The 26,010-nt window shown below is 71.8% G+C and carries 20 protein-coding genes; 5 read left to right on the top strand and 15 right to left on the bottom strand.

Going from position 1 to position 26,010, the window contains the following annotated elements; genetic code table 11:
* The first annotated feature begins 264 nt into the window (after positions 1-264).
* Positions 265-1,293 carry a C40 family peptidase gene (locus tag ACK1X7_RS28980; RefSeq protein WP_398159438.1) on the top strand — a complete coding sequence of 343 codons (1,029 nt, stop codon included), beginning with the start codon at positions 265-267 and terminating at the stop codon, positions 1,291-1,293.
* 241 nt (positions 1,294-1,534) lie between these two features.
* The gene (locus tag ACK1X7_RS28975) at positions 1,535-2,548 is read left to right on the top strand and encodes an SDR family NAD(P)-dependent oxidoreductase (RefSeq protein ID WP_413115824.1); all 1,014 of its coding nucleotides are present in this window, start codon (positions 1,535-1,537) and stop codon (positions 2,546-2,548) included.
* A gap of 82 nt (positions 2,549-2,630) precedes the next feature.
* Here the strand turns inward: ACK1X7_RS28975 and ACK1X7_RS28970 are convergent, their stop codons facing one another.
* The 6 genes from ACK1X7_RS28970 to ACK1X7_RS28945 form a co-directional block, all read right to left on the bottom strand.
* Positions 2,631-3,209, bottom strand: a complete 579-nt coding sequence (locus tag ACK1X7_RS28970; protein ID WP_413115823.1) for a Uma2 family endonuclease — start codon at positions 3,207-3,209, stop codon at positions 2,631-2,633.
* A gap of 64 nt (positions 3,210-3,273) precedes the next feature.
* Positions 3,274-4,155 carry a hypothetical protein gene (locus ACK1X7_RS28965; protein ID WP_413115822.1) on the bottom strand — a complete coding sequence of 294 codons (882 nt, stop codon included), beginning with the start codon at positions 4,153-4,155 and terminating at the stop codon, positions 3,274-3,276.
* Positions 4,156-4,508: 353 nt separating this feature from the next.
* On the bottom strand, positions 4,509-5,309 hold the full coding sequence (locus tag ACK1X7_RS28960) for a LuxR C-terminal-related transcriptional regulator (RefSeq protein ID WP_398159531.1): 801 nt from the start codon (positions 5,307-5,309) through the stop codon (positions 4,509-4,511).
* 311 nt (positions 5,310-5,620) lie between these two features.
* On the bottom strand, positions 5,621-6,898 hold the full coding sequence (locus ACK1X7_RS28955; RefSeq protein WP_382955300.1) for a PspC domain-containing protein: 1,278 nt from the start codon (positions 6,896-6,898) through the stop codon (positions 5,621-5,623).
* Positions 6,899-7,203: 305 nt separating this feature from the next.
* Positions 7,204-7,512 (bottom strand): hypothetical protein, encoded by a 309-nt coding sequence (locus ACK1X7_RS28950; RefSeq protein ID WP_385146151.1) that lies wholly within the window; start codon positions 7,510-7,512, stop codon positions 7,204-7,206.
* Complete coding sequence (locus tag ACK1X7_RS28945) at positions 7,509-8,825, bottom strand: PspC domain-containing protein (protein WP_390793085.1); 1,317 nt, start codon at positions 8,823-8,825, stop codon at positions 7,509-7,511. Before ACK1X7_RS28945 ends, ACK1X7_RS28950 begins: the two co-directional genes overlap by 4 nt.
* A gap of 124 nt (positions 8,826-8,949) precedes the next feature.
* Between ACK1X7_RS28945 and ACK1X7_RS28940 the strand changes: the two genes are divergently transcribed.
* Positions 8,950-10,878: a serine/threonine-protein kinase gene (locus tag ACK1X7_RS28940; protein WP_413115821.1), complete on the top strand. Its 1,929-nt coding sequence runs from the start codon at positions 8,950-8,952 to the stop codon at positions 10,876-10,878.
* A 79-nt stretch (positions 10,879-10,957) separates the two neighbouring features.
* Here the strand turns inward: ACK1X7_RS28940 and ACK1X7_RS28935 are convergent, their stop codons facing one another.
* From ACK1X7_RS28935 to guaA, 5 genes are all read right to left on the bottom strand, one after another.
* Positions 10,958-11,539, bottom strand: a complete 582-nt coding sequence (locus ACK1X7_RS28935; protein ID WP_413115820.1) for a DoxX family protein — start codon at positions 11,537-11,539, stop codon at positions 10,958-10,960.
* A gap of 78 nt (positions 11,540-11,617) precedes the next feature.
* Positions 11,618-12,913 carry a hypothetical protein gene (locus ACK1X7_RS28930; RefSeq protein ID WP_413115819.1) on the bottom strand — a complete coding sequence of 432 codons (1,296 nt, stop codon included), beginning with the start codon at positions 12,911-12,913 and terminating at the stop codon, positions 11,618-11,620.
* 105 nt (positions 12,914-13,018) lie between these two features.
* Positions 13,019-13,816, bottom strand: coding sequence for a class II aldolase/adducin family protein (locus ACK1X7_RS28925; protein ID WP_398159442.1), 798 nt, complete (start codon positions 13,814-13,816; stop codon positions 13,019-13,021).
* 74 nt (positions 13,817-13,890) lie between these two features.
* Entirely contained in the window at positions 13,891-14,481 is a 591-nt protein-coding gene (locus ACK1X7_RS28920) for a Uma2 family endonuclease (RefSeq protein WP_385146163.1), read from the bottom strand.
* 130 nt (positions 14,482-14,611) lie between these two features.
* The gene (gene guaA, locus ACK1X7_RS28915; RefSeq protein WP_390793087.1) at positions 14,612-16,198 is read right to left on the bottom strand and encodes a glutamine-hydrolyzing GMP synthase; all 1,587 of its coding nucleotides are present in this window, start codon (positions 16,196-16,198) and stop codon (positions 14,612-14,614) included.
* A gap of 285 nt (positions 16,199-16,483) precedes the next feature.
* Between guaA and ACK1X7_RS28910 the strand changes: the two genes are divergently transcribed.
* Both ACK1X7_RS28910 and ACK1X7_RS28905 read left to right on the top strand, forming a co-directional pair.
* Positions 16,484-16,753: a chorismate mutase gene (locus tag ACK1X7_RS28910; protein ID WP_385146167.1), complete on the top strand. Its 270-nt coding sequence runs from the start codon at positions 16,484-16,486 to the stop codon at positions 16,751-16,753.
* A gap of 765 nt (positions 16,754-17,518) precedes the next feature.
* Positions 17,519-18,532, top strand: a complete 1,014-nt coding sequence (locus ACK1X7_RS28905) for an LAETG motif-containing sortase-dependent surface protein (protein ID WP_385146169.1) — start codon at positions 17,519-17,521, stop codon at positions 18,530-18,532.
* 70 nt (positions 18,533-18,602) lie between these two features.
* On the opposite strand, the gene ACK1X7_RS28900 is transcribed toward ACK1X7_RS28905, so the two are convergent.
* The 4 genes from ACK1X7_RS28900 to ACK1X7_RS28885 all read right to left on the bottom strand — a co-directional run bounded on the left by ACK1X7_RS28900 (position 18,603) and on the right by ACK1X7_RS28885 (position 25,809).
* The gene (locus ACK1X7_RS28900) at positions 18,603-20,447 is read right to left on the bottom strand and encodes a GMC oxidoreductase (protein WP_390793088.1); all 1,845 of its coding nucleotides are present in this window, start codon (positions 20,445-20,447) and stop codon (positions 18,603-18,605) included.
* A 25-nt stretch (positions 20,448-20,472) separates the two neighbouring features.
* Complete coding sequence (locus ACK1X7_RS28895) at positions 20,473-22,083, bottom strand: succinic semialdehyde dehydrogenase (protein ID WP_413115818.1); 1,611 nt, start codon at positions 22,081-22,083, stop codon at positions 20,473-20,475.
* A gap of 89 nt (positions 22,084-22,172) precedes the next feature.
* The gene (locus tag ACK1X7_RS28890) at positions 22,173-23,966 is read right to left on the bottom strand and encodes a serine/threonine-protein kinase (RefSeq protein ID WP_385156676.1); all 1,794 of its coding nucleotides are present in this window, start codon (positions 23,964-23,966) and stop codon (positions 22,173-22,175) included.
* Between the two features lie 88 nt (positions 23,967-24,054).
* The gene (locus ACK1X7_RS28885; protein WP_413115817.1) at positions 24,055-25,809 is read right to left on the bottom strand and encodes a serine/threonine-protein kinase; all 1,755 of its coding nucleotides are present in this window, start codon (positions 25,807-25,809) and stop codon (positions 24,055-24,057) included.
* Between the last annotated feature and the right edge of the window lie 201 nt (positions 25,810-26,010).

The raw sequence follows: 26,010 nt of genomic DNA, 5'->3' as shown, positions 1-26,010 counted from the left end.
CGGCAGCCCCACACTCCCGCCCACCCCACTCGCCGGGCGATCAGCCACCGTCACGGGTGCGACGAAATCCGTGCACTCCCGTTCAATCCCCCGCATGGACCCCACTTTCCGGCCTAACTTCCTTCTCCAGGTGGCAGTCCGCTTCCCGTCAACTGAGGGTCCCCGCCTCACGGCGGACTGCCACCTGTCCGTCCGTTCCCCATGAGGGTCCAGGATCAGCGTAATGTCCTGGAATGCCCAAGAAAGACCAGGTGAACCGCCGCAGTGGCGTCGCACAGGAAGCCCAAGCAGCGCTCGCTCACCAGCAGCACCGCCCGCGCGGCCGCGCTCCTCGCCCTCACCGGCGCCGCGTCCGTCACCCTCCTCGACGGCACCGGGCACGCCGAGAACCGCCTCACCCCCGCGCAGGTGAAGGCGAGGGTCGATCAGTACCAGCGGCAGGCCGAGGAGGCCACCGAGAGGTACAACGGCGCGAAGGACAAGGCCGACAAGGCCCGTGCGGCGCTGGACGCGCTGCGCGACCAGGCCGCCCGCCGCACCACCCGGCTCAACGCCGCGCGCAACGCCCTCGGCGCCTTCGCCACCGCCCAGTACCGCTCGGGGACGATCGCCCCGGCCCTCCAGCTCGCCCTGTCCTCCTCCCCCGGCCAGTACCTTCAGCGCGCCTCGCTCGCCGAGCGCGCGGGAAACCGCCAGGCCGCCCTGATCGCCTCCGTCGGCCGTCAGGAGCGGAAATTACGCCAGGTCCGCGGCGAGGCGGCCGACCGCCTCGCCGCTCTGCGCGCCTCCCAGACGGCGGCCGCCCACCACAAGCGGACCGTGCAGGAGAGGCTCGCCGCCGCCGATCGCCTCCTCGACCGGCTGACCCTCGAACAGCGGCAGCGCCTGCTGGCGGCCCGCGGCACCGACAAGGCCGGTGCCGACGGCACCGCCTCCCCCACCGAGGGCCGCGCGGCCCGCGCCGTCTCCTACGCCTACGCGGCCCTCGGCAAGCCGTACGTCTGGGGCGCCACCGGCCCCCACGGCTACGACTGCTCGGGGCTCACACAGGCCGCCTGGCGCGCCGCCGGGGTCGCCCTGCCCCGCACCACCTACACCCAGATCAACGCCGGGCGGCGCGTCACGCGCGACCAACTGGCCCCCGGCGACCTGGTCTTCTTCTACTCCGGCGTCAGCCATGTGGGCCTCTACATCGGCGACGGCCGCATCATCCACGCCCCGCGCCCGGGCGCCCCGGTCCGGGTGGCCTCCGTCGCCGACATGCCCTTCGCGGGGGCGGCCCGCCCGGCGTAGGCGTGCCGGGCGGGCGTAGGCGTGCCGGGCCGGTGTAGCCGCTCCGGGCCGGTCCCGGGCGGTCCCGCGTGACCCGTGGGCGTGGGTTCCGGGTTCGGCTGAGCGGCGATCTGTCGGCGGGGGACGGTGGATGACGGCGCTCTGTCGGTGGGGCGTCGGTAGCGGCCGTAAGGCTGACATGTGGCCGCGTCAGCCATATTCGGTCACCGGCCCGCCGCCCTTACGAACGCCAGGAGCCCCCATGCCTTCCACCGACTCGTCCGAAGCCCCGAACGATGCCTCGACCGCTTCATGGGACGTCCATCGGCTGCCGCGTGCCGACGGTAAGACCTTTCTGGTGACCGGAGGCAATGCCGGGATCGGGTACTTCGTCGCCGAACAGCTCGCCGGGACGGGAGCCACCGTCGTCCTCGGCAGCCGGGACGCGGACAAGGCGGACGCCGCCGCGGCCTCGATCCGCTCCCAGGTCCCCGACGCCCGGGTGCGGCATATCCGGCTGGATCTCGCCGACCTCGGCTCACTCAAAGCCTCCGCGGAAGCGCTGCGATCGGACCGTCTGGACGCGGTCGTCCACAACGCCGGGGTCAAGTTCGACCAGCCGCCGCGCCGTGAGACCGCGGACGGCCATGAGGCGATGTTCGGGATCAACCACCTCGGGCACTTCGCGCTGACCCACTGGCTGGCGCCCCTGCTCACCGCCGCCCCCGAGGGCCGGGTCGTCACCACGGGCAGCTTCGCGGCCACGTCCGAGCGGCTGGACCTGGACGACCTCGAAAGCACCCGGGACTACCGGCCGGACCGCACCTATGGACGGTCGAAGCTGGCCCAGATGCTCTTCGGCTTCGAACTCGACCGCCGGCTGAGGACGGGCGGCAGCACGGTGCGGAGCGTGGTCACCCATCCCGGTGGCGCGCTCGACTCCCTCACCCCGCCCCGCCCGCCCCTTCACACCCCCACGACCGGCGAACGGCTGCGCGGGCTGCCCGCCGGAATCCTCGTCCAGGGCAAGGAGGCAGCCGCCTGGAGTGCCGTACGGGCGGTCCTCGACCCGTCCGTCAGCGGCGGCCAACTCTGGGCCCCGAAGATCTTCGGCCTCCGCGGCACCCCCCGGCTCCGGCCCGTCCGCGGTCATCTGGCGGACGCGGAGGTCGCGGCCCGCCTGTGGTCGGCGAGCCGCGATCTGACGGGGGTCGAGCCGGAGTTCGGCCCGGGACGGCCGGGTTCCTCAGGCGCGGCTGCCGCCGTCCACCCGTAGCACCGTGCCGGTCACATAGGAGGCGCGGTCGCTGAGGAGCCAGGCGGCGCGGCCGATTCGGTGAGGCCGTTGACCGCGCGCTTCATGACGCGTAGTCCTTGAGTTCCTCTGTATCCAAGGTGATCCCGACCGGGTCGGGGAGCTCGACCGCTTCGCCGTACGTCCATACCCTCCTCATGCGGTACCTCCCGCGCTGCGGCTCGCTGTGGACGACCAGCGTGCACTCGTCGCGGTCGACAAGGAGGTAGACGGGGATTCCCGCTGCCGCGTAGCCATCAGGCTCGTCCACGCGGTCGCGCTGGTCCGTGTCCGCGTCGTTCGAGGTGACCTCGACGGCCATCAGGACGCCCTCGGTGTCCGACCACTCGCCATGCCCCGCGAAGTGCTTGCGGGGTGCCAGGGCGCCGTCCGGACGGGCACGCCCCTTGCGGTAGCTCTCGGCCTTCAGCCCCCGCTCCCGGTACAGCCGCAAGTCCGGACGATGCTGCATGCACTGATCCTGGACCCACATGATGATCTCGTCGTGATCCCCGTCCGGCACGGGCTTGACCTCTAGCTTTCCGTTGATGAATTCGAGCGTCACGGTTTCCGGCGCCGTGCGGGCGAGCTGCTCGAACTCCTCGATACTCATCTGCGGCCGGTCGGTGGTGCCAGGGGTCATGGGTTCGCCTCCTCGCCCCCATGGTGCCCCGACATCGGATGGCGCGTCCTGCAAGGTCATTCGCTCATCCTTTCGAATTGCGGGCGGCTGCTCGCAGCCGCCCGGCCCAGGCGCTGACGTCGACGCCGTCGAGATCGCCGGGCGAGGCGAGAGTCGCCTCGCCCCGGCAGGGGCGGCAGAGGCCCCCGGGGAGGGCGGCCGGGGGACCTGGGCGGCCGCAGTCCGTGCACTCCACGAGGCGGCTGATGGTGATCTCCGATCGCGGCTCCGGTGACGGTTCCGGCGGCAGCTTGGTCTCCAGACGGGTACGGGCCAGCGCGGCCGGGCTGTGTACCCACTGCGGCAACCCGGCCGTCAGCGCCTGGACGAGGTACGCGGGGTCGGCGTCGCGGGCCAGCCAGCCGGCGGCGAGAGGTTCGAGGCGGGCGCAGTCGGCGGCCGAGAGGGTCATCCGGGGATCGGTACGGCCCAGGGACGCGAGGGCGTTGTACGCGGGGGTCCTGGCGGGCGCCGGGGCGGGGATGGCTGCCGGGGCGGCGGCCGACGGCTCCGGTTCGGCTTCACCGCGTACGAACGCCTCCCACCACGCGTCCTCCCGCGCCGTCCGCGAGAAGAACGTACGCGTCACCCACCGCGCCCCGTCCTCCGTGATGACGTGCTCCCGGACGCGCCGCAGGTGTCCGGCCTCGGACAGCTTCCGCAGAGCGGTGCCGCAGGCCATCTGGCCGTAGTCGGGGAGGCACTTGGCGAGCGTCTTGGCGTCAATCGCGGCACCGTCCGGTAACCGGTCGATGTACGCGGCGATCGCCGCCTCACGCTTGGGCAGGTGTGCGAAGTCGTCTGCGCGGCGCGGGGATTGGGCGGGTGCGCTGCGCTTGCCGTAGCCGGGGTTGGCCAGGGGGTGTGCGGAGGGGCGCGGGGCAGCGCTAGAGTCGGCTGAAGCCACGGATCGAGTCTCTTTCGATCTTGTAGGTCAGGCCCCGGATTGGTGTTGGCGCACCGGCCGGGGCCGATTTATTTGTTGCCGCGAACGCTAGACCGTGGCAACCGCGCGTGGTGAGTCGGTCACGAAATGTGCATAGGGAGGGTGGGTGGGTTGTCCCAACCCACCCGTTCCTTGGATAAATCGCTCGGCTCTTGGCGCCCGAAGCTCAAACGCGGCTGACGGCCACGAAAGCTATGAACTGCGATCGCCGCGCATCTGGTGGCCTGACGGCCTGCTGACCCGACGACATGAGCCGCCGCCAGGCCGTCAGACCACCGGTCGTCAGCCCCCATCGGCCGTCAGCGCCCAGGCCGTCAGACCAGGCGGCGGGCCGTCGCCCAGCGGGTCAGCTCATGGCGGTTGGAGAGCTGGAGCTTGCGGAGCACCGCCGAGACATGGCTCTCGACCGTCTTCACCGAGATGAAGAGCTGCTTGGCGATCTCCTTGTAGGCGTAGCCGCGCGCGATGAGGCGCAGCACCTCGCGCTCACGCTGGGTGAGCCGGTCCAGGTCCTCGTCCACGGGCGGGGCGTCGGTGGAGGCGAAGGCGTCGAGGACGAAACCGGCCAGGCGCGGCGAGAAGACCGCGTCGCCCTCGGAGACCCGGAAGATCGCGTCGACCAGGTCGGTGCCCGTGATGGTCTTCGTCACGTAGCCACGGGCGCCGCCGCGGATGACCCCGATGACGTCCTCGGCGGCGTCCGAGACGGAGAGCGCGAGGAAGCGCACCGGGCGCTCCTGGTCGGCCATCATCGAGGCGCTGCGGCGCAGCACCTCGACGCCGCCCCCGCCGGGGAGGTGGACGTCGAGCAGCACGACCTCGGGGCGGGTCGCGGTGATCACGGTGACGGCCTGGTCGACGTCGGCGGCCTCGCCGACCACCTCGACGCCGGTCCGGTCCGTGTCGCCGATCTCGGCCTGCACCCCGGTGCGGAACATGCGGTGATCGTCGACGAGCACGACGCGCACGCGGCGCGCCACGGCGGCATCGTCGGCCCCAGCACCTCCGGCCCCGGCCGGACCGGCCGCGGGAACGCCACCGGCCGGGCCCGGTCCCGCCGCGCCCGTGCCGCCGGAGGCAGGGGCCCCGCCGCTCGCAACCGCCCCGCCGGGCACGGAGGCGCGGCCGGAGCTGCCGGGCACCCGAGAGCCACCCGCCGCGAAGGCGCCGCCCGACACGCGAGAGCCAGCCGCAGACGCGCCACCCGTCGCGGAAGCGCCACCCCCCATGGGGACACCGGCCGCCACGGGGACGCCGCCCCGGGCCGCCGTCGCACGCGGTCCGCCGAAGGCCGGGGCACCGCCGCCGAAGGACGACGGGCCGCCCGAAGCAGGGGTGCTGCCCCCGAAGGCCGGGGTGCCACCTGGTGTGGCAGGGCGGCCGCGCCCGCCGCCTGGGTTACCGGCCGGCAGGCCATACGCGTCGGTCATGTCGTCGCCGCCCTCTCCATCTCCAGCTCCACTTCCGTGCCCCCGTCCGGCGCTGATCTCAGCCGCGCCGTGCCGCCGTTCCGCTGCATCCGGCCGATGATCGACTCGCGTACGCCCATCCGGTCCTCCGGCACCGCGTCCACGTCGAAGCCGGGGCCTCGGTCGCGCACGGAGATGAACACCGTGGCCCCCTCGACCTCGGCGAAGACCTGGACGGCCCCGCCGTCGCCACCGTACTTGGCCGCGTTGACCATCGCCTCGCGCGCTGCCTGCATCTGTGCGCTCAGTTTCTCGTCCAGCGGGCAGTCGCCGACCACCACCACCTCGATCGGGACGCCGTGGTGGTCCTCGACCTCCGCCGCCGTCTTCTTCACCGCCTCCGCGAGGGTGTCCGGCTCCTCGGCCTCGTCCTTGCCCGTGCCCTCCGGCCGGTAGAGCCAGGCGCGCAGTTCCCGCTCCTGGGCGCGGGCGAGCCGGGCCACCTCGCGGGGCTCCTCCGCGTTCCGCTGGATCAGGGTGAGGGTGTGCAGCACGGAGTCATGGACGTGGGCCGCCACCTCCGCCCGCTCCTGCGCGCGGATGCGCATCAGCCGTTCCTCCGAGAGATCCTGCGTCATCCGCACCACATACGGGCCCACCAGCAGCGCGATGCCGACGAGAACGGCCAGGGCCGCCTGAAGCACGGCCCCCAGGTGCTTGGCCGAACCCTGGAGGACGACGATCCCGGACACCCCGGCCGCCACCAGCACGACCCCCGTGGCGCCACGGGCCAGGGGCAGGACCCGCTTGCTGCGGCTGAGCTCGACCCACTGAGCGCGGCGCGCGTTGTCCGCCTGGCGCCAGAAGAGGGCGACGCCCGCGCCGATGAGGAGGAGCGGCCAGATGTAGGTGTTGGCGCGGCCGAGGTGGAAGCCCTGGATGAAGATGCCCATGCCGACGCAGAGCGCGACCAGGGCGATGATCTGGCCCCGCTCCGGCCTGCGGGCCAGGATCCGGCGGCGGCCGTCGGGGCCCACGGTGGTGAGCGGGCGGGTGGTCATCGTCTCCACGCCGCCGACGCCGAGCGGGACGATGAACCAGAAGAGCGCGTAGACGAGCGCGCCGAACCCCTCCGCCATGAACAACGCGACGAAGACGATCCGCACCCACAGGACCGGAAGCCCGAGATGCCCCGCGAGCCCTCGCGCCACACCGCCGAGGAGGCGGCCTTCGGCACTGCGGTAGAGCTTGCGCGGGGGTGGCTCGGGGGTCGTAGGGGGCACGGCGGCGGTCATGGCTCGATCGTCACACGTCCGGCCGACAGTGGGTATCAGGGTCGCCCCTGATCGTTCCCCGACCCGGCGCCCGGAGTCCCGACCCTGCGCCCGGAGTCCCGCCCCGGGGTCCAGACCCCGGCCCGCCCAGGGTCCCGATCCCGGCCCGCCCAGGGTCCCGATCCCGGCCCGCCCGGGGTCCCGCCCCGCAGCCCCCGCAAGACATCCACACCCACCCCATACATCCACACACATCCCCGCACACTCACACACGCACCCACACAAGCGCCCCGGCCACCGCCCGCAGGCGCCCTCAACCCTCCCTCTCAGCCCTCCCCCTCAGCCCCTCCCTCCTCAGGGGCCCCACGCCGCGACCGGCGGCGGACGGCATAAGTGAGGGCCGAGGTCAGGGCCGCCACGCACAGGCCGCCCAGGAGCGCCGGGAGGACGATCTCCGGGCGGACGTCCCACTCTCCGGCCGCGTCCATCCCGTACGCGGCGGCCACGCCCAGGATCACGAGACCGGCCACCAGCTTGCCCGGCTCGAACGCATGGCGGGTCCGGTCGGGGACCGGGTGACCGAGCGAGTGGTCGAACGAATGCCCGAATGACCGACCGAATGAATGACGCCTCATGATCGCTTCACCTCCACGGTGCCCAGCCCCAGCTCCAGCTTCAGCGAGACCGTCCCCTCGGCCTTACGGCCGCCCGCCGGGTCCAGGGTGAGCCTGCGCTCCCGGCCCGGCCCGATGTCGACGTTGTTCGTCTTCTCGCCCGGAAGCCAGATGTCGCCGATCCCGACCTCGATGTCCAGCTTCACCCGGGCGTCGCGCGGGACCGTCACGGCCAGCTTGCCCGCGCCCATCTCCACCCGGCTGGAGACGGTGCCGCCCGCCTTCAGGGGCAGCCGGTCCAGCTTCAACTCGGCGACGCCGCCGCCCAGCTCATAGCCGCCGCGCAGGGAGCTCACGGAGGTCGGGGCCCAAGTGCGGCGGGCCCAGTCGGGGGTGACGGAGTCGGGGAGGGCCGCCGCACCCGCCAGCAGCACGCTCGTAAGGAGCGCGAGGAACACCGTGCCGCCACCGGCGCGGCCCCAGCGGGAGCTGATCACCAGAGCCAGCCCGAAGACGCCCAGCGCGCAGGCGAACCCGATCTCGAGGCTGGTGCCCAGCGGCTGCGAGGACCAGCCCGCCCGCGCCCCCACCACGGCGGCGGCGACCGCCACCAGGAAGGCCCAGCCGCCGATCGACGCCCGGTCCCGCACCCGGCGGGCCCGCTCCGCCTTCGCCTCCGCCTTGTCGTACGGGCCGTCGTCCGGCCCCCACAGATAGCCGGTACGCGACCCGGCACCGGACCCCGAGGCGAAGCCCAGCGGCCCGGTCGTACCGTCCTTGACGATCGGGTCGCGCCACCAGGACGGGGCGGGGCCGCCGCGCGTGGGCGGGGCCTTGGTCTCGGGCGGCGCGTCGGCGACCGCCTGGGCCGTGGCCGGGTCCACCACGCCCACGCTCACCGCCTGGCGGCGGTGGTGCGACCAGTAGCCCGCACCGGCCGCCGCGAGGACGAGCATGAACGAGAAGTACATGACGCCGCCGTTGTTGAGCATCGACAGGAACAGCCCACAGCCCACCAGCGCCACCAGCACCGCCGTCAGCCCCGGGCCCTCGACCCGCCCCGAGAGCAGCCTGCGCCCCTCGTTCTCGTCCTCGCCGTGGAACGGGATCAGCAGCCAGCAGAAGCCGTAGACGATCAGGCCGAGACCGCCCGCGACGCCCAGCACCGACAGCACCACCCGGAAGATCACCGGGTCCAGATCGCAGTAGCGGCCGAGCCCTCCGCACACCCCCGAGATCACCTTATGGTCACGACTGCGCCGCAGTGGCGTCTGTGACAGGCGGGAACCGGACGCGGCCTCGGCCTCGTCCGCCACGGTGGGTGCTTCGGTCATGCCTCCATGGTGACAACAGGGCCGTACCCGCGACATCCGGCATGCCCCTAGGTCTTCCCTGAGATCTCCCCAAGGGTCGCGGCGGCTATCGTGTCGCATCGAACGTGTGCGGGAGGGGACAGCGGTGTCGGACGAAGGCCACCTGATAGCCGGACGTTACCGCCTGGTCGAGAAGATCGGCCGTGGCGGCATGGGCACGGTGTGGCGCGCGGAGGATGAACTGCTGGGCCGCCAGGTCGCGGTCAAGCAGCTCTACGTCTCTCCGCACCTCGCCGAGGACGAGCTGACGACGCTGCACGAACGCACCCGCCGCGAGGCGCGCAGCGCGGCCCGCATCACCCATCCCAATGTGGTCGTGGTCCATGACGTGGTGGACCACTACGGACTGCCGTGCATCGTCATGGAGTACGTGCCCTCCACGACCCTCGCCGACCTGCTGAAGAACGGCCAACGGGTCGCCCCCGACGAGGCCGCCCGCATCGGCCGCGGCATGATCGCCGCCCTGCGCGCCGCGCACGCGGCCGGGGTGCTGCACCGGGACGTCAAGCCCGGCAACGTACTGCTCGGCCCCGAAGGCCGGGTCGTGCTCACGGACTTCGGCATCGCGATGGCCACCGGCACCTCGACGCTGACCAAGACCGGCGAGGTCGTCGGCTCCATCGACTACATCGCGCCCGAGCGGGTCAGGGGCCGCAAGCCGGGCCCCGCGTCGGACCTCTGGGCACTGGGGGCGACGCTCTACCAGGCGGTCGAGGGGCGGCCGCCGTTCCGCAAGGCCACGGCGATCGAGACGGGTTACGCGATCGCCGTCGATCCGCTGGACCCGCCCAAACAGGCGGGGGCGCTCGGTCCGCTGATCGAGCGCCTGCTGGCGAAGGAGCCGGAACTGCGGCCCTCGGCGGAGGAGACCGAACGGTCGCTGCGGCTGCCCGCGGCGGAGGCCGAGACGACATCGCTGTCGACGCCGCCGCTCGACGCGACCATGAATCTGTCGACGCGGCGCGAGCCCGGCGCGGCCACGGGCGGGACCACGAGCACCACATCCAGCGCCTCGCCGAACCCGCCCACGACATCGACCCCGTATTCACACACGTCCCACACACCGAGCACGCCGCATACGCCGGGTGGGCCGAACGCCCCGCACACACCGAGCACTCCGCACCCCTCGGACCCGCGGCTTCCGCACCACCCCCCTGGCACGGGGAACACCCAGGGCACGGGGAACACCCAGGGCACGGGGAACACCCAGGGCACGGGGAACACCCCGGGTACGGGGAGCACCGCGGGCACCGCGAACATCCCCGGCCAGCAGCACACCCCGCCCACCTCCACGCCGTTCACCGCGTCGACGCCGTCCATGACGACACAGACGCCGGTGTCCCCGCCCACCCCCGCCCCCGCTCCGGCGCGTAAGAGCCGTAAGGCGGTGCGGACGGCCGTGGCGGCCTCCTTGGCGGTCGTGACCGTGGCGGGCGGCGTCTATCTGTTCGGCTTCGACCACGACAACGGCCAGAAGAACGGCGGCGGGCAGTCCGCCACGGACAAGCCGTCGGTCCCCGCGAACAAGCCGTACAAGCCGCCGTCCGGCTACCACATCGTCACCGAGAAGAAGTTCGGCTTCTCCCTGCCCATCCCCGACGGCTGGTCCCGCCAGGAACAGTCCGACCCCGACGGCAACACGGTCGACCGCACCCAGGAGGTCCGCTACCTCGCCCCCAACGGGCTGGTCGGTCTGCGGATCAACGTCCTGGACTTCGCCTCCGGTGACCAGGTCCAGCACTTCGAGGACCTCGAGGTCGGGTTCAAGGACAAGAAGGAATACCCGATCTACGAGCGGCTGCGGCTTCAGGAGACGAAGTACCAGGGCTTGCCCGCCGCCATCTGGGAGTTCAAGTTCCGCGGCGAGGTCCGGATGTATCGCGCGATCGACCTCGGCTTCGGCAAGGAGGGCGAGAAGGAGTACGCGATCTACCTGAGCGGCCCGGACGCGGACTGGGGCACCTACCGGCCGATCTTCGACGAGGTCCAGGACGGCTTCCGCATCCTGAGCTGACGGGCCGGGGCCCGGGGCCCCGGCCACGCCCTGCGCGAAGCGACACGCGCCCTACAGGTCCCGCGCAAAGCCTCACGCCCTACGTGAAGAGCTGCGAGCCCTGCCTGCGCCGGCGCTTGGAGATGGCGACGTCCAGGGAGAGATACGGCGCCCCCGCCAGCACCAGCGGCAGCCACGCCATCAGATAGGCCAGGTCGTTGCCGTAGTAGTAGGGGTCCGACTGCCAGCTCACCGTGAGCCACAGGCTCAGCGAGATCAGCGCGCCGCCGAAGGCGGCCAGACGGGAGAGAAGGCCCACCAGGATGCCGAGGCCGACGGCCAGTTCGCCGTAGGCCATGGCGTAGCCGAAGGCGGTGGGGTCCTTGAGGGCCTGGTCGACCATCCAGGGCAGGGCCGAGCTGTCCCGCACCTGACGCATCAGCTCGCCGATCGAGCCGGTGCCCGAGTCGGACAGGAAGGCCGCGTCGGTGAGTTTGTCGATCCCGGCGTAGACGAAGGTGACGCCGAGGAAGATCCGCAGTGGCAGCAGCGCGTAACGGGCGGCCGTGGCCCGGACTCCCACGGGCTGCTGCCCGCCTATGCCGTTCACGCCGCCCACCCCGTGCACGCTGCCGCCGCTGCCCGCCGCGCCCGAACCGGCCATACGATCCGCGTGTCTCATGCCGCCCGCCTCTCCCGTCGCGCCGCTAATTTCGTTGCGCGTTCGACAAAACCATACGGAGCGGCAGGCCGGAACGACTCAGTCCATAACATCGATGGGATAGGGGTTGGTCTCCGCGCCCGAGGCCGTCACGACCTGGACATCCACCCGGCCCGGCTCGACGTCCACCGGGACCGGCACCGTGAGCGCGGTGTCCGTCGGGCTGCTGAAGCCTCCGGCGACCGGGACCAGCGGCACATGGACATGCACCGTGCCGATGCGGACGACCAACTTGGCCAGCCGGTCCGGGTCCTGGGCGCCCGGCGGGACGAAGCCGCTGCCGCGGATCTCGATGTCGTCGCCGGTGCGGATCGGGGCGTCGCGGTCGATGGCGCCCTCCTCGGGGCGGACCCGTACGACGGACAGCACGGTCGGCCTGCCGCCCTCCGCGTACTTCCCGGTCAGGTACATCACCACCGATACGACCGCCAGCAGCGCCAGGCCCCACGGCAGATCGGGCAGCCGCCACGGCTCGCGGCCCAGGCGGACGGCGGTGAAGGCGAGGGCCGCGGTGTGGACGACGATGTACTGCACATCGGCGAAGCTGCCGCGGCCCCCGTCGTCGGTCAGCAGATCGGCGGCGCGCGGGCGCACGGCCCGCACCTTCTGAAGCCGCTGCGTCCGCACCCGGGCCGCCACCACGAGCCGTGCCAGCACCGCGGTCACACACGTCAACGCGGCGACCGTAAGGAGCCCGGCGGCATGGTCCAGGGCCAGTCCGTCGGTCAGCCGCAGCCGATCGCCGGGGGCCACGGCCAGCTCGACGCCGAGCACCAGCACCGCGAAGACCGCGATCAGCAGCCAGGCGGCGGCGACGGCCCGGGAGGTGGAGAGGCGGTTGTCCTCGCCGACGAGCGGAGCGAGCGGGCCGCCGTCCGCGCGGTGCAGCCGGGCGGTGAGGGTCAGCAGCGCGGCGGTGACCACGGCGGCGGTGAGCCCGGCCGTCCGGGCGACCGACCAGCCCGTGCCGATCGCCGTGGCCAACTGGCCGATCAGCAGCGCGCCGACCGCGCCCCACACCACGAACACGGTGCGCCGCCACACCCGGTGCCGCCAGGCCGAGGTCTCGGCGCGGCCGCTGTCGGCGACCGAGCGGGCCGCCTGGGACAGCTCGTCCGAGACCCACTGCCGGGACGCCCCCGCCGAGTGGACGAGAGCCGCTGGAAGGCCCTCTCCGGCCGCGAAACGCTCGCGCAGGGCCACGAACGCGGCCACCGCCCGCCGATGGCCGTCACGGGCCCCCTGAGGGCATTCACAGCCCGTGTGGCCGTGAGAATGCCCATGGGGGTGCTGTCCTTCTGCCGTCGTGGCGTTCTCCGCCGTTTCCACCGCCACGCGGGTCGCTCCGTCGTTCACTCGTTCCGTACGGGACCGCGAGTTCGCGCGGCACCGCCCAACTGACAGGTATTGAGAGGGGATTGTGCCGCACCGCGGAGGGGGTCAGCTCAGCAGGTCCGGCTCATCGCGGGTGATCTGTAGATACAGAGGTTGATAGTTGATCCACGCCACAAGATCGTTTCCCAGTTGCTCGCGCGTCCGCATCGCGTCGCCGTGGTCGATGGGCACCGGCCTGCCCGACGCCTTCGCGGTGAGCTGCACCTGGGCGGCCCGCTCCATCGTGATGAACCACCACGCGGCCGCGTCGACCGAGTCCCCGACCGTCAGCAGACCGCGATTGCGCAGGATGAGGGCCTTGTACCCGCCGAGCGCGGCGGCGATCGCGCGCCCCTCGTCCTCGTCCACGACGACGCCCGTGGTGCCCCCGTAGACCGCGTGGTCCTCGAAGAACGCGCAGACCTCCTGGGTGATCGGCTCCAGCGGCTCGCCGAGCGCGGCCAGCGCGCGGCCGTGCACCGAGCGGCTGTGCGCGACGGCCACGACGTCCGGCCGCGCCTGATGCACGGACGAGTGAACGACAAAGGCCGCCTGGTTGACGTGGGAGCGGCCCTCCACGACCTGGCCCGCCTGATTGACGAGGAGCAGATCGCTCACGGTGATATGACCGAAGGGCACGCCGAAAGGGTTCACCCAGTAGCAGTCGGTGAATTCCGGGTCCCGCACGGTGATATGCCCCGCGACCCCCTCCTCGTACCCGAACCGCCCGAACAGGCGCAGCGCCGCCGCCAGCCGCTCCTTGCGATAGCGGCGCTCGTCGTGGGGGGAGGCGTGCTGCGGGGGCATGGTGAACCGCAGCCGATCGGTCGGTATCGGGGTGGGCGTCTGCGGCTGGTCCGTCATCGGCGGCTCCGCTCCTCGGGGGTGCTGAAGCGGAAGCTACCTCTGGGTATCGCAGGAGGCCAGAGTCAGGGCCCTTACAGGTGGTCGATCTCGGTGAGGTCGATGTCGATGGTGAAGGGGACCGAGAGCTTGAGCTGGTTGTGGTGGAAGCCGGTGGGCCGGTAGGCGCGCTTCTCTTCGTCAAGCTCGAAGACATGGACCACGGGGCGTGCGTCCGTGTTGGTCATCTCGACGCGCCAGAAGTGCTGGATACCCGCGTTGGCGTACTTGTGCGGCTTGGTGTCGTGATCGCGGGCCTCGGACTCGGGAGAGACCACCTCGACGGCCAGGACCACATCGCCGACCTCGAAATAGGTCTGTTCACGGCTCCGCACAGCTTCGGCACGCACGACCGCGATGTCCGGTTCCGGGCCGTTACGCTTGTCGATCACAACAGTCATCTCGCGTGCGATCCGCAGGTCGGGTCGCACAGTCCGGCGCAGCCCGCTCACCAGCAGATCAATCACGACGCTGTGGAAGTAGCGCTGCGGACTCACGAAAACCAGACTCCCGTCGATCAACTCGGTATGCGGCGGGAGGTCGGGCAGCGTCAGCAGATCGTCCACGGTGTAGCCATCCAGCGGCGGCACCGGCCACGAGGTGGTGTGCAGCGGCTCAGCGGTCATGGTTCCTCCCATGGACGGGATTCTCGGCCGTAGAGCCAGCGTACCGAGCACGAACGCCGACGCCGCCGCCCAAACGAATGAGCGACGGCGTCGGCGTTTGACGATCAGATGATGATCAGAGGAAGGGCGGTCACTCCCACTCGATGGTGCCGGGCGGCTTGCTGGTGATGTCCAGCACCACCCGGTTGATCTGGTCGACCTCGTTCGTGATGCGGGTCGAGATCCGCGACAGCACGTCGTACGGCAGCCGCGACCAGTCCGCCGTCATCGCGTCCTCCGAGGAGACCGGGCGCAGCACGATCGGATGGCCGTAGGTGCGGCCGTCGCCCTGGACGCCGACCGAGCGGACGTCGGCGAGCAGGACCACCGGGCACTGCCAGATGTCGCGGTCCAGACCGGCGGCGGTCAGCTCCTCGCGGGCGATGGCGTCGGCCTCGCGCAGCAGGTCCAGGCGCTCCTTGTCGACCTCGCCGACGATGCGGATGCCCAGGCCCGGGCCCGGGAACGGCTGGCGGTGGACGATCTCGTCCGGGAGGCCGAGCTCCTGGCCGACCATCCGCACCTCGTCCTTGAACAGCCGGCGCAGCGGCTCGACGAGCTGGAACTCGATGTCGTCGGGCAGCCCGCCCACATTGTGGTGGGACTTGATGTTGGCGGTGCCGGTGCCGCCGCCGGACTCCACGACGTCGGGGTAGAGGGTGCCCTGGACCAGGAACTCCACGTCCTCCCCAGCCGCGCCCGCCTCGGCCACCAGCTCGGCCTGGGCCTGCTCGAAGACCCGGATGAACTCCCGGCCGATGATCTTCCGCTTCTCCTCGGGGTCGGACACCCCGGCGAGCGCGGACAGGAACCGCTCCTCGGCCTCGACGACCTTGAGCTGCACTCCGGTGGCCGCCACGAAGTCCTTCTCGACCTGCTCGGACTCGCCCTTGCGCATCAGGCCGTGGTCCACGTACACGCAGGTCAACTGCTCGCCGATGGCCTTCTGGACGAGGGCGGCGGCGACCGCCGAGTCCACGCCGCCGGACAGCCCGCAGATCGCGCGCTTGGTGCCGACCTGCTCGCGGATCGCGGCCACGGACTCCTCGACCACATTGCTGGTGGTCCAGGTGGGCTCCAGACCGGCGCCCCGGTAGAGGAAGTGCTCCAGCACCTGCTGGCCGTGGGTGGAGTGCATCACCTCGGGGTGGTGCTGTACGCCGTACAGCCTGCGCTCATCGCATTCGAAGGCCGCGACCGGGACCACATCGGTGGACGCGGTGACGGTGAAGCCCTCGGGGGCCTGGGAGCAGGCGTCGCCGTGCGACATCCACACCTGCTGCTCATCGGGGGTGCCCGCGAAGAGCGTCGAGCCCTGCTTGGTGACGGTGAGCGCCGTACGGCCGTACTCCCGCGCCCCGGTGTTGTCCACGGTGCCGCCGAGCGCCCTGGCCATGAGCTGGAAGCCGTAGCACATGCCGAAGACCGGGACGCCCGCTTCGAAGATCGCGGCATCGAGGGAGGGCGCGCCCTCGGCGTAGACCGACGAGGGACCGCCGGAGAGGATGATCGCCTTGGGGTTCTTGGCGAGCATCTCGGCCACCGGCATGGTGGACGGAACGATCTCGCTGTAGACCCGGGCCTCACGGACCCTGCGGGCGATGAGCTGGGCGTACTGCGCGCCGAAGTCGACGACCAGGACGGTGTCGGGGGCGGCAGCAGGGGACGCTGATGGCACTTCGGCGGCCTTCCGGCGGTGGTGGCGTGCGATGGAACCGTCTGCGGCGGGACCGCAGGTTTGGACTTTCGATTCTAACGGGCTCATAATCGACGCCATGTCCACGCACATGACCTTCGTCTTTACCTATGGCACCGGCCCGTCCGGCTGCCATGGTCGTGCTGCGTAAACACTGACAGCGACTTCCCAGGCGCCCCGGGCCGGCAAAGGCCCGGGGCGCTCTGTCTTTCCTCCGGGCCGTTGCCGGATTCCAGGGCTCCGCGACATGGACCAGGAGATACGGACATGAGTAGCAGCGCTTCGGCCACCGAGGCCGCCGAGGTGATCGGCACCGCGCGGGAGCGGATCGACGCCCTCGACGGGCGGATCCTCGATCTCGTCCGGGAGCGGATGGCCGTCTCGGCCGCCATCCAGGAGGCGCGGATCGCGTCGGGCGGGCGGCGGGTGCAGCTCTCCCGCGAGATGGAGATCCTCGACCGCTACCGGCAGCGGCTGGGCAAGCCCGGTACGACGCTCGCCATGACGCTGCTGGAGCTGTGCCGGGGCCGGATCTGACACCGCTGCGTTTCGGCCAGGCGACCGCCGAACGAAGGGGCCCCTCGAACAAGCGAAGGGCCCCGGGGGCGCCCGAACGGGGCGGGCGCCTCCGGGGCCCTAGGCGGTCAGCACCGGCGTCAGGGCAGCGCCGGTGCTGAGAGGCGGCGCCGGGGGGTTGCGCCGCTGGCTTCTGGGGCCCGTATGGGTCAGGGGGGGTGCCCGTATGTCAGGGGTGTCTGAACGGCGTACGCCCGCGTGGTCGGACCAATGTCGGGGTGTGACCGGGGGCGTTCTCCCTCTCAGCATCGTGGTGGATGCGGAGCGCCGGGCGCAACTGTTTCGACCGGATACGGTCGGCCCCAGGCGTCCCCGGGGCCGACCGTCCTTGAGGTGGTGACCGGGCTGCTGTCCCCTGCCGACCGGTCACCTCGCCGATGCGAGGTCCCACGACGCGCCGCCTGAATCACCACAGGGGCCGCGTCTCATCGCTTCGGCGGATCTGAGCCACGCGTGGATTTTCCGGGCCGCTCCTGGCTGGCGCGGCACCGGGCACAACGAGCCCCCGCGCGGGCCGGTCACCCGCCGTATGGGTGATGACGTGCGGGGGCCGAGCCCCCGTGGCGGATTCTGTGACCATTCTGTGAGCAACCGTGAAGGCAACCTTTCGGCCATTCGCCTGGTCATGTACGTGCAAACGCACGGCCACACCCGCGCCCCCACCGCGACGGCCTTCCACATGCGTATCGCCCCCCGGGTGATACGTACGGACCCAGAGAGGTCTTCATGAAGCTTCGCCGCGCCCTGGCGGCTGCCGCAGCTACGGCCGCCATAGCACCCGCCGCACTTCTCGCGGCCCCCGCCGCCTTCGCGGAGACGCCGAGCGAGAGCCCGTCGCCGTCCGCCTCCGAAACCGTGACGCAGTCCCCGGAGGACCCGTCCCCGTCGCCGACGGAGACCACTCCGACCGAGGAGCCGACGCCGACCACCCCGGCGCCGTCCACGAGCGCCACCGAGGCTCCGACTCCCGGCGGCACTCCCTCGTCCACCCCGACCGAGACCGCCACCCCGACCCCGACCCCGACGTCGACCGAGGGACCGGGCGACGGCGAGTGCGCGGACGACGGGGACTACAACGAGGACCCGGAGCTCAGCACGACCCTGGTCGGCCTGCCGTCGAAGGTCGTGGCGGGCAGCGGTTTCCACGGCTTCAAGTTCCAGGTGAAGAACGATTCGGACCGCGGCTACCAGCGGGTCGACTTCGGGCTCTTCGCGGGCACGGTGCACGAGTCCGCCCCCGACGGGACGGGCAAGTACCTGACCCTTCAGTACAAGGACCCCGAGACCGGCGCCTGGAAGGCGATCTCCACCGACGAGAACGACGCGGGCTCCGGCTACATCGGCTACACCGATGTGCGTCCGCACGAGACCCTTGAGGTCGACCTCCGGCTGAGCGTCGCCAAGAGCGCGCCCGAGGGCTTCGGCTACGCCCTCAGCGTCGGCGTGTACGCGGACGACGAGGGCAACTGCGTCTACTCGACCGGTGAGTACTACGAGTTCGACGTGCTGAAGGCGGGTTCGGAGCCGGGCAAGGTGCCGCCGGCCGACCCGAAGCCGCAGGGTGGCAAGAAGCCGCTGCCGCACAAGCCGGAAGGCAACACGGAGATCAGCCCGCAGGGCAGCCTGGCCGAAACGGGTTCCTCCTCGGCGCTGCCGATGATCGCCCTGATCGGTGGTGTGGCGATGGCCGCGGGCGGAGGCGCGGTCTTCGTGGTCCGCCGCCGTCGCGCCACCGTCTGACGGTTCTGAGCCCGGCGGTTTTCAGGGGGCGGGCGCGGGCCGGCCACCGGCCCGCGCCCGCCCCCGCCGCTCAGGCCGCCGGTCCCGGCGGGACCTTCGGCACCGGCAGCAGCGGAAGCCTCAGGGCGCCGAAGGCGTCCGCCGGTACGGCGGGGCCGGCCGGCGGGACGGGCTGGAGGCGTTCGTACGGCGCCTCCGGGGACGGACGGGGGTCGCGCTCGCCCTTGTTGGGCCACAGGGACATCGCCCGCTCGGCCTGGGCCGTGATGGTCAGGGACGGATTGACGCCCAGGTTGGCCGAGACGGCGGCGCCGTCGACCACATGGATGCCCGGATGGCCGTAGAGCCGGTGGTACGGGTCGATGACGCCCTCCTGCGGGGACGCCCCGATCGGGCAGCCGCCGAGGAAGTGGGCGGTCAGCGGAGTGCCCATGAGCTCGCCCACATTGCTGCCCGCGAAGCCGTTGATCGAGTCGGCGATATGGCGGGCGGCCTCGGCGCCTTCGGGGATGTGGTCGGGGTTGGGCTCGCCGTGGCCCTGGCGGGCGGTGAGCAGCCCCTTCCCCGGCCCCTTCGGTTTGCGGTAGGTGGTCAGCGAGTTGTCGTGCGTCTGCATGACCAGGCCGATGATGGTCCGCTCGGACCAGCGGCGGTTGGACAGCGAGCGCACGGCCAGGCCGGGATGCCGCAGGTTGGCGCCCAGGAAGCGCAGCCAGCGCGGAATCCGGCCGCCGTGCGGGATCTGGAGGATGGAGAGCATCCCCATCGCGTTGGAGCCCTTGCCGTAACGGACCGGCTCGATATGGGTGTTCTCGTCGGGGTGGATGGACGAGGTGATCGCGACACCCCGGGTGAAGTCCGCGCGCTCCTCCCCGCCCCGGGCCCGGCGGTAGCGGCGGTCGGTGGTCTGCGCGCCCACCAGGGCCTCGGAGTTGGTGCGGGTGAGGACGCCGAGCCGCTCCGAGAGGCGCGGCAGCAGCCCCTTGTCCCGCATCGTGTGCAGCAGCGTCTGGGTGCCGTAGGTACCGGCGGCGAGGACGACGTACCGGCAGCGCAGCGCCTTCGGCTTGCCCTTACGGCGGTTGTCGGTCGGGACGGTGGTGACCGTATAGCCGCCGTGCGGATCGTCGCAGAGGGCGACGACGGTCGTCATCGGGTGGACGGCGGCTCCGGCCCGTTCGGCGAGGTGCAGATAGTTCTCGTTGAGGGTGTTCTTGGCGCCGTGGCGGCAGCCGGTCATGCACTCACCGCACTCCGTGCACGCCTTACGGGCCGGTCCGGAGCCGCCGAAGTACGGGTCGGGCACGGCCTGGCCCGGCTCGGCCCTCGTGGCGCCGTCGGCGTCGTGGCCGTCCCCGAAGAAGACCCCCACGGGCGCCATATGGAAGGTGTCCCCCACGCCCATCTTCTCGGCGGCCGCCTTGAGGTGGACATCGGAGGGGGTGAGGGTGTGGTTGAGGCGCGCCCCGAGCATCCGCCGCGCCTGGTCGTAGTACGGGCGCAGTTCGTCCTGCCAGTCGGTGATGTGCCCCCACTGACGGTCCCGGAAGAACGGCTCGGGCGGTACGTAGAGCGTGTTGGCGTAGTTGAGCGAGCCGCCCCCGACCCCGGCGCCCGCCAGCACCATGACCTTGCCGAGGACATGGATGCGCTGGATGCCGAAGCAGCCGAGGGCCGGGGCCCAGAGGTAGTTGCGGAGGTCCCAGGAGCTTTTGGGCAGGGTTTCGGGGGTGAAGCGGCGGCCCGCCTCCAGCACGCCGACCCGATAGCCCTTCTCGGTCAGGCGCAGGGCTGATACCGACCCGCCGAATCCCGAGCCGATCACGATCACGTCGTAGTCGAACTCACCGTCGTCGCCGTCATCCTCGGGCCCGGTCGCTCGCTCCCGGCTTTGGGCAGACTTCTCCCCTGACACGGGTACCTCCCTTGAACTGTGCTGGTCAGCGCAGGCGCAGTGCCTTGAGCGCGCGCAGGCTGCGGGTCATGAAGTCCGCGTACTTCTCGTCCGTCATCCCGAAGGCCGGGCCGAGCGGCATCAGCCGCTGCTGGGCGACCGTCTGCGGTTCGGTGAACCGGAGGATGCCCTCGGAGCCGTGGCGGCGGCCGAGTCCGGAGTCGCCCATGCCGCCCATCGGGGAGGCGACGCTGCCGAAGGCGGCGGCATAGCTCTCGTTGAGGTTGACCGTGCCCGCGCGCAGCCGGGTGGCGATCGCGCGGCCGCGCCGGGCGTCCTTGGTCCAGACGCTGGCGTTCAGGCCGTAGGAGGTGGCGTTGGCGCGCTCGACCGCATCGTCCTCGTCGCGGAAGCGGTAGACGGAGACGACCGGCCCGAAGGTCTCCTCGGCACAGACGGCCATCGGGGACTCCACGCCGTCCAGGATCGTCGGCTCGTAGAAGTACGGGCCGATGTCGGGGCGGGCGCGGCCACCGGCGAGCACCGTGGCTCCCTTGGAGACGGCCTCGTCCACATGGCGGGTGACGGTCTCCAGTTGGCGCTCCGAGACGAGCGAGCCCATCTCCGCCCCGTACGCGAGGGCGGTGCCGAGCCGCATGGCCTTCGTACGGGCCACGAAGCGCTCCAGGAAGGCGTCCGCGATCGACTCGTGGACGTACAGCCGCTCCATGGAGATGCACAGTTGCCCGGCGGAGGCGAAGCTGCCGCGCACCGCGCCGTCGACCGCGCGGGCGAGGTCGGCGTCGCGCAGCACCAGCATGGCGTTCTTACCGCCGAGTTCGAGGGAGCAGCCCACCAGGCGGGCGGCGGCGGCCTGGGCCACCTCGCGGCCGGTGCGGGTGGAGCCGGTGAACGCGACATAGTCGGCGTGCTCGACCACGGCGGGGCCGACCACCGGGCCGTCCCCGATCACGATCTGCCACACCCCGGCGGGCAGTCCGGCCTCCACCATCAGCTCGCGCGCCCACAGGGCGGACAGCGCGGTCTCGGTGTCGGGCTTCATCACCACGGCGTTGCCCGCGACGAAGGCGGGGATCGCATCGCCCACGGAGAGCTGGAGGGGGTAGTTCCAGGGGGCTATGAGGCCGACGACACCGCGCGGGTGGCGCAGTTCGGTGACCTTGGTGAGGGTGGGCACCGCGCCCAGATGGCCCTTGGGGCGCAGATAGGCGGGCGCCTTACGGCCGTAATGGCGGGCCACGATGGTGACGCCCTGGACCTCCTCCTGGGCGTGCAGCCGGGTCTTGCCGGTCTCCAGTTGGATCAGGTCCAGGATCTCCGGCTGGCGGCGCAGCAGCAGATCGTGGAAGCGCAGGAGGACGGCGGCGCGCCGGCGGACCGGGGTGGCGGCCCAGGCCCGCTGGGCGGCACGGGCGTTCTCATACGCGGTGGCGACGTCCTCGGGGGTGGACTCGGGCAGGGCGGAGGCGAGGACGTCCCCCGTGAACGGGGTGTGGCTGACGGTGGTACCGCTGCCCCCGACGCCCCGGGTGAGCCGGGCGATCAGCTCGGGAGTGACGACGTCGGCGGCGGTGCGGGTGCCTTCGGGAGCCACCGGGTTTCCGGTGCCGCCCTGCGTTATGTGCGAGTCCGTCATGGGGGCGAGAGTAGGCCCGCCCGGCGGCTTTGGGTACCCGGCGGTAACAACTTTCGTCCGGCACCCACCGGCGGATCCGCCCAACTCCCTCAGAGCTTGTCGATCTTCAGATTCCGCACGATCCGCTCGTACAGCTTCTCGCCCTCCTCATGGGCGTCGCCGTCGGCGGGGATGGAGACCGTCAGATCCCAGGCGACCTTGGCCTTGTTTACGTAGAGGTGATCGCGCTTCTGGTAACGGATGGGGTTCTTGTTGCTGCTGGTGCCGTACGGCAGATACGAGGTGGTGACGTCCCGGGCCTCCTTCCCCTGCTGCTCGGTCTTGGCCGTCTCGCTCGTGGCGTCCTCGACCGTCGACCCGCCGCCGTCCTTGTAGAAGGCGACGATCTGGTCCGCCGCCGCGTCGAGGCTCGCGGGGTCGTTCTCGCCGTCGGGCGTGGACCGCCTCAGGGACACGGTGAAGACACCGCCGGGGTCGTAGTAGGTGACCACCGGATTGTCCGAGTCGCTGTCGTCCTGGACCCGCCGGTACTCGCCGGGCACGGCCAGGGACGCGCCCACGACATCGCGCTCCTCCCGGACCGTCCAGCCCGTGGGCAGCCCCTCACTGGAGAACGGCTTCATGACCACCAGCACCACGGCGGCCGCCACCACCAGCACCAGACCGCCCAATCCGAGCTGCGCCTTACGGTTCCCGTGCAGGATCGGCGGTACGAAGCGACTGCCGGCGGGCTGCCCGCCGCCCGGTGCGAATCCGGCCGACGCCAGCATGGTGGGCACCGACTGCGGCTCCCGCGCCGCCGCCTCCAGGGCCTGCCGCACCTCGGGCGCCGCCGGGCGCATCGCCGGGTCCTTGCGCAGCAGTTGCATGATCAGCGTGGCGAGCGGCCCGGTGGCACGCGCCGGGACCTGCGGTTCGGAGCCGAGCACGGCCTGGAGGGTCGCGGGGGCGTGGGATCGGCGGAACGGGGACATGCCCTCGACCGCCGCGTACAGCACGACGCCGAGCGACCACAGGTCGGACTCCGGCCCCGGCCGCCGGCCCAGCACCCGCTCGGGCGCGATGAACTCGGGCGAGCCGACGAAGCCCCCCGTCTCGGTGAGCCGCTGCTCGCCCTCGATCTGCGCGATGCCGAAGTCGGTGAGCACCACCCGCTCGCTCCGGCCGAGCAGCACATTGTCCGGCTTCACATCGCGGTGCAGCACACCCGCCTCATGGGCCGCCGCCAGCGCGCCGAGCACGGCGAGGCCGATCCGGGCCGCCTCGCGCGGATCCAGCGTGCCCTCCATCAGCCGGTCGCCCAGCGACTGGCCGCGCACCAGCTCCATCACGATCCAGGGGCGGCCGTCCTCGACCACCACGTCATGGACGGTGACGACGGAGGGGTGGTCGATCCGGGCCGCGGCGCGCGCCTCGCGCTCCATCCGCTGGTAGACGGTCTGCCGCTCGCGCTCGGGGAGATCGTCGGGGACCCGCGGCTCCTTGACCGCGACATCGCGGTCCACGATCTGGTCATGCGCCCGCCAGACGGTGCCCATACCGCCGTGGCCGAGACGGGAGACGAGCTGATAGCGGCCGCCGATGAGCCGCCCGCTGCTCGAGTCCTGGGCGCCGGGGGCGGGTTGCCGTCCGGCGGACGGCTCTCCGGCGGGTGGCTCTCCGGCGGGCGGGCGGGGACCGCTGCGCGGATCGGCGAACCGCGTCGGCTCGTACGCCCCGGCCCACTGCCCCGGCTGCTGGGCCCCCTCGGGCACTGCGGGCGTCTCGGGTGCCGCGGGCGTCTCGGGTGGCGGCTGGGGCGCCGGCACCGGCGCGGCCGGTGCGTGCGGCGGCCGCAGGCTGTAGCTGGTGGGCTCGTTCGCCCGTCCCCCGTCGTTCGTCATGCGCCCATCATTACCCAGGGTGCGGCACCGTCCGCCACCGCTGGGGAGCCGCCGTGGACGCTCGTGACAAAGCCGTTGCGACGTACGTTCAGTTCGCCGCGCCGGGACGCGAGAACGTGGCGGCGGCGGTGTCGAAATGCCGCTTGCCCACGGACTTCTCGCCAACCGGGGCGGACAGCCACAGGTCGTACATTTTCCCGTTTTCGTTCCAGCTCAAGTCGTACGTCTGCCGTGAGCCGCCGTCGTCGGCCGAACCGTTCCAGATGAACGCCCACAGGGCGGCGGGGCGGCCGTTGTGCTCGGTCTCGATGACCTGGCCGCTGCGGTAACCCGGATAGTCCTGCGGACCCTTGGCGTCCGCCTCACGGCTCAGCCCCAGCGGCCCCTCGGCACTCTGCTCCTGGACATGGATCCCGATCCGGAACTCCATACCGGGCGAGTTGTAGTAGACCCGGGGCGCCTTGTACTCGCGGGCGAACCCCTCGGGCACGGCGAGCGAGAAGCCGAGCGGGTCATTGACCAGCTCATACCCGTCGGGGATCCGGGCCTTGGGCCCCGCCGTGGAATCGGCGTCCTTCACGGGACGCTGCGGCGCCTTCTCAGGGACGCTCGGACTCCGCGAACCCCCCTTGTCGGCGCTCTGGCTCGTACCCCCGCCCTTCGCCGTGCCACCGTCACCGCCCCCGTCGTCCAACAGCGCCACGACGCCCGCGGCCACACCGGCGAGCGCGACCACCGCGGCAGCGGCCATAAGGACGGTGCGGCGACGCGCGCCACGACCCGAACGGGACCGGGTGGCCGGAGCGGACGCGGGCCCGGCCGCCGGGACGGAGGCGGACGCGGGCCCGGCCGCCGGGACGGAGGCGGAGGCGGGCCCGGCCGCCGGGGCGGGAGCAGGGGCGGGAACGGGCACCGGAACGGGCGCGGGTACGAACGCCGATGAGCCTCGCCCGTCGGGCCCGATCGGCACGCTGGGCTGGGTCGGGGTGTACTCCAGCGGAATCTCCGGGGTGTCGCCCACCTCCTGGGCCATCCGCAGCATCCGCTCGACCTCGTCGCCGCTCAGCCGCTCCCCGGGATCACGCCGCAACAGCCCCTCGATGACCGGCTTCAGCGGTCCGGCCGCCTCGGGCATGGGGATCTCGTCGAAGACGACCGCGTGCAGCACCGCGGCCAGGGACTCGCGATGGAACGGGGATTCACCGCCCACCAGCGTGCAGAGCAGCACCCCGAGCGACCACAGATCCGACTCCGGCCCGGTGCGACGCCCCGACATCCGCTCCGGCGCGGTGTATTCGGGGGACCCCACGAACGAGCCGGTCTCGGTGATCGTGGTGGACCCGGTGACCTGCGCGATCCCGAAGTCCGTCAGCACGACCCGCCCGGTGCCCGACTCCACCAGCACATTGGCGGGCTTGATGTCCCGGTGCAGCACCCCGCGGGCATGCGCGGCGCGCAAGGCGTCCAGCAGCGCGGCCGCGATCCGCCCCGCCTCACGCGCCCCGACGGGACCGTGCGCGCCCAGCCGGTCGGCGAGCGAGAGCCCGTCGACCAACTCCATGACGATCCAGGCGCATTCGTCCTCCTCGATCACATCGTGGAGCACGATCACGTTCGGATGCTTGATCTGTGCGACGGTCCGGGCCTCGCGCAGGGTGCGCTCGCCGCGCAACTGCGAGTCGAAGGCCGTGTGCCCCTCGTCCACATGGAGTTCCTTGACCGCGACATCACGGCCGAGAAGCTCGTCGACGGCCCGCCAGACCGTGCCCATACCGCCGCGCCCGAGCCGCGTGGCCAGCCGGTAGCGGTTGGCGATCAGACGGCCTTCTCCCCCGGTAACCATGGGCTCATCTTGCCTCAACCCGCCGAGGCCCTCGAACACCGGACCATGGAGCCGCCCTTACGGGCGATTGAGCATGGGCGCGGCATGCGGGAACGTAGATCACGCCGATGTTAAAGGGGGCGGACCGCGGCCGCCCCCCCATCGGGCAACTTCGCCCTTCCGGGCACTCGGGTATTCCGGCCGGGGCGCCTCCGAGCGGTG

The organism is Streptomyces sp. CY-1 (assembly GCF_047218265.1).
In the GTDB taxonomy this organism is placed as follows: Bacteria; Actinomycetota; Actinomycetes; order Streptomycetales; family Streptomycetaceae; genus Streptomyces; species Streptomyces niphimycinicus.
This window is presented reverse-complemented; position numbering and strand designations above follow the sequence as displayed.

Excerpts from the sequence above, each read along its gene's own strand:
- ACK1X7_RS28970 (WP_413115823.1), bottom strand. The coding sequence starts at position 3,209 with ATGACCCCTGGCACCACCGACCGGCCGCAGATGAGTATCGAGGAGTTC.
- ACK1X7_RS28885 (WP_413115817.1), bottom strand. The coding sequence starts at position 25,809 with ATGGTTACCGGGGGAGAAGGCCGTCTGATCGCCAACCGCTACCGGCTG.
- ACK1X7_RS28975 (WP_413115824.1), top strand. The coding sequence starts at position 1,535 with ATGCCTTCCACCGACTCGTCCGAAGCCCCGAACGATGCCTCGACCGCT.
- ACK1X7_RS28910 (WP_385146167.1), top strand. The coding sequence starts at position 16,484 with ATGAGTAGCAGCGCTTCGGCCACCGAGGCCGCCGAGGTGATCGGCACC.
- ACK1X7_RS28925 (WP_398159442.1), bottom strand. The coding sequence starts at position 13,816 with ATGACGGACCAGCCGCAGACGCCCACCCCGATACCGACCGATCGGCTG.
- ACK1X7_RS28890 (WP_385156676.1), bottom strand. The coding sequence starts at position 23,966 with ATGACGAACGACGGGGGACGGGCGAACGAGCCCACCAGCTACAGCCTG.
- ACK1X7_RS28950 (WP_385146151.1), bottom strand. The coding sequence starts at position 7,512 with ATGAGGCGTCATTCATTCGGTCGGTCATTCGGGCATTCGTTCGACCAC.
- ACK1X7_RS28895 (WP_413115818.1), bottom strand. The coding sequence starts at position 22,083 with ATGACGGACTCGCACATAACGCAGGGCGGCACCGGAAACCCGGTGGCT.
- ACK1X7_RS28935 (WP_413115820.1), bottom strand. The coding sequence starts at position 11,539 with ATGAGACACGCGGATCGTATGGCCGGTTCGGGCGCGGCGGGCAGCGGC.
- ACK1X7_RS28955 (WP_382955300.1), bottom strand. The coding sequence starts at position 6,898 with ATGACCGCCGCCGTGCCCCCTACGACCCCCGAGCCACCCCCGCGCAAG.
- ACK1X7_RS28905 (WP_385146169.1), top strand. The coding sequence starts at position 17,519 with ATGAAGCTTCGCCGCGCCCTGGCGGCTGCCGCAGCTACGGCCGCCATA.
- ACK1X7_RS28920 (WP_385146163.1), bottom strand. The coding sequence starts at position 14,481 with ATGACCGCTGAGCCGCTGCACACCACCTCGTGGCCGGTGCCGCCGCTG.
- ACK1X7_RS28945 (WP_390793085.1), bottom strand. The coding sequence starts at position 8,825 with ATGACCGAAGCACCCACCGTGGCGGACGAGGCCGAGGCCGCGTCCGGT.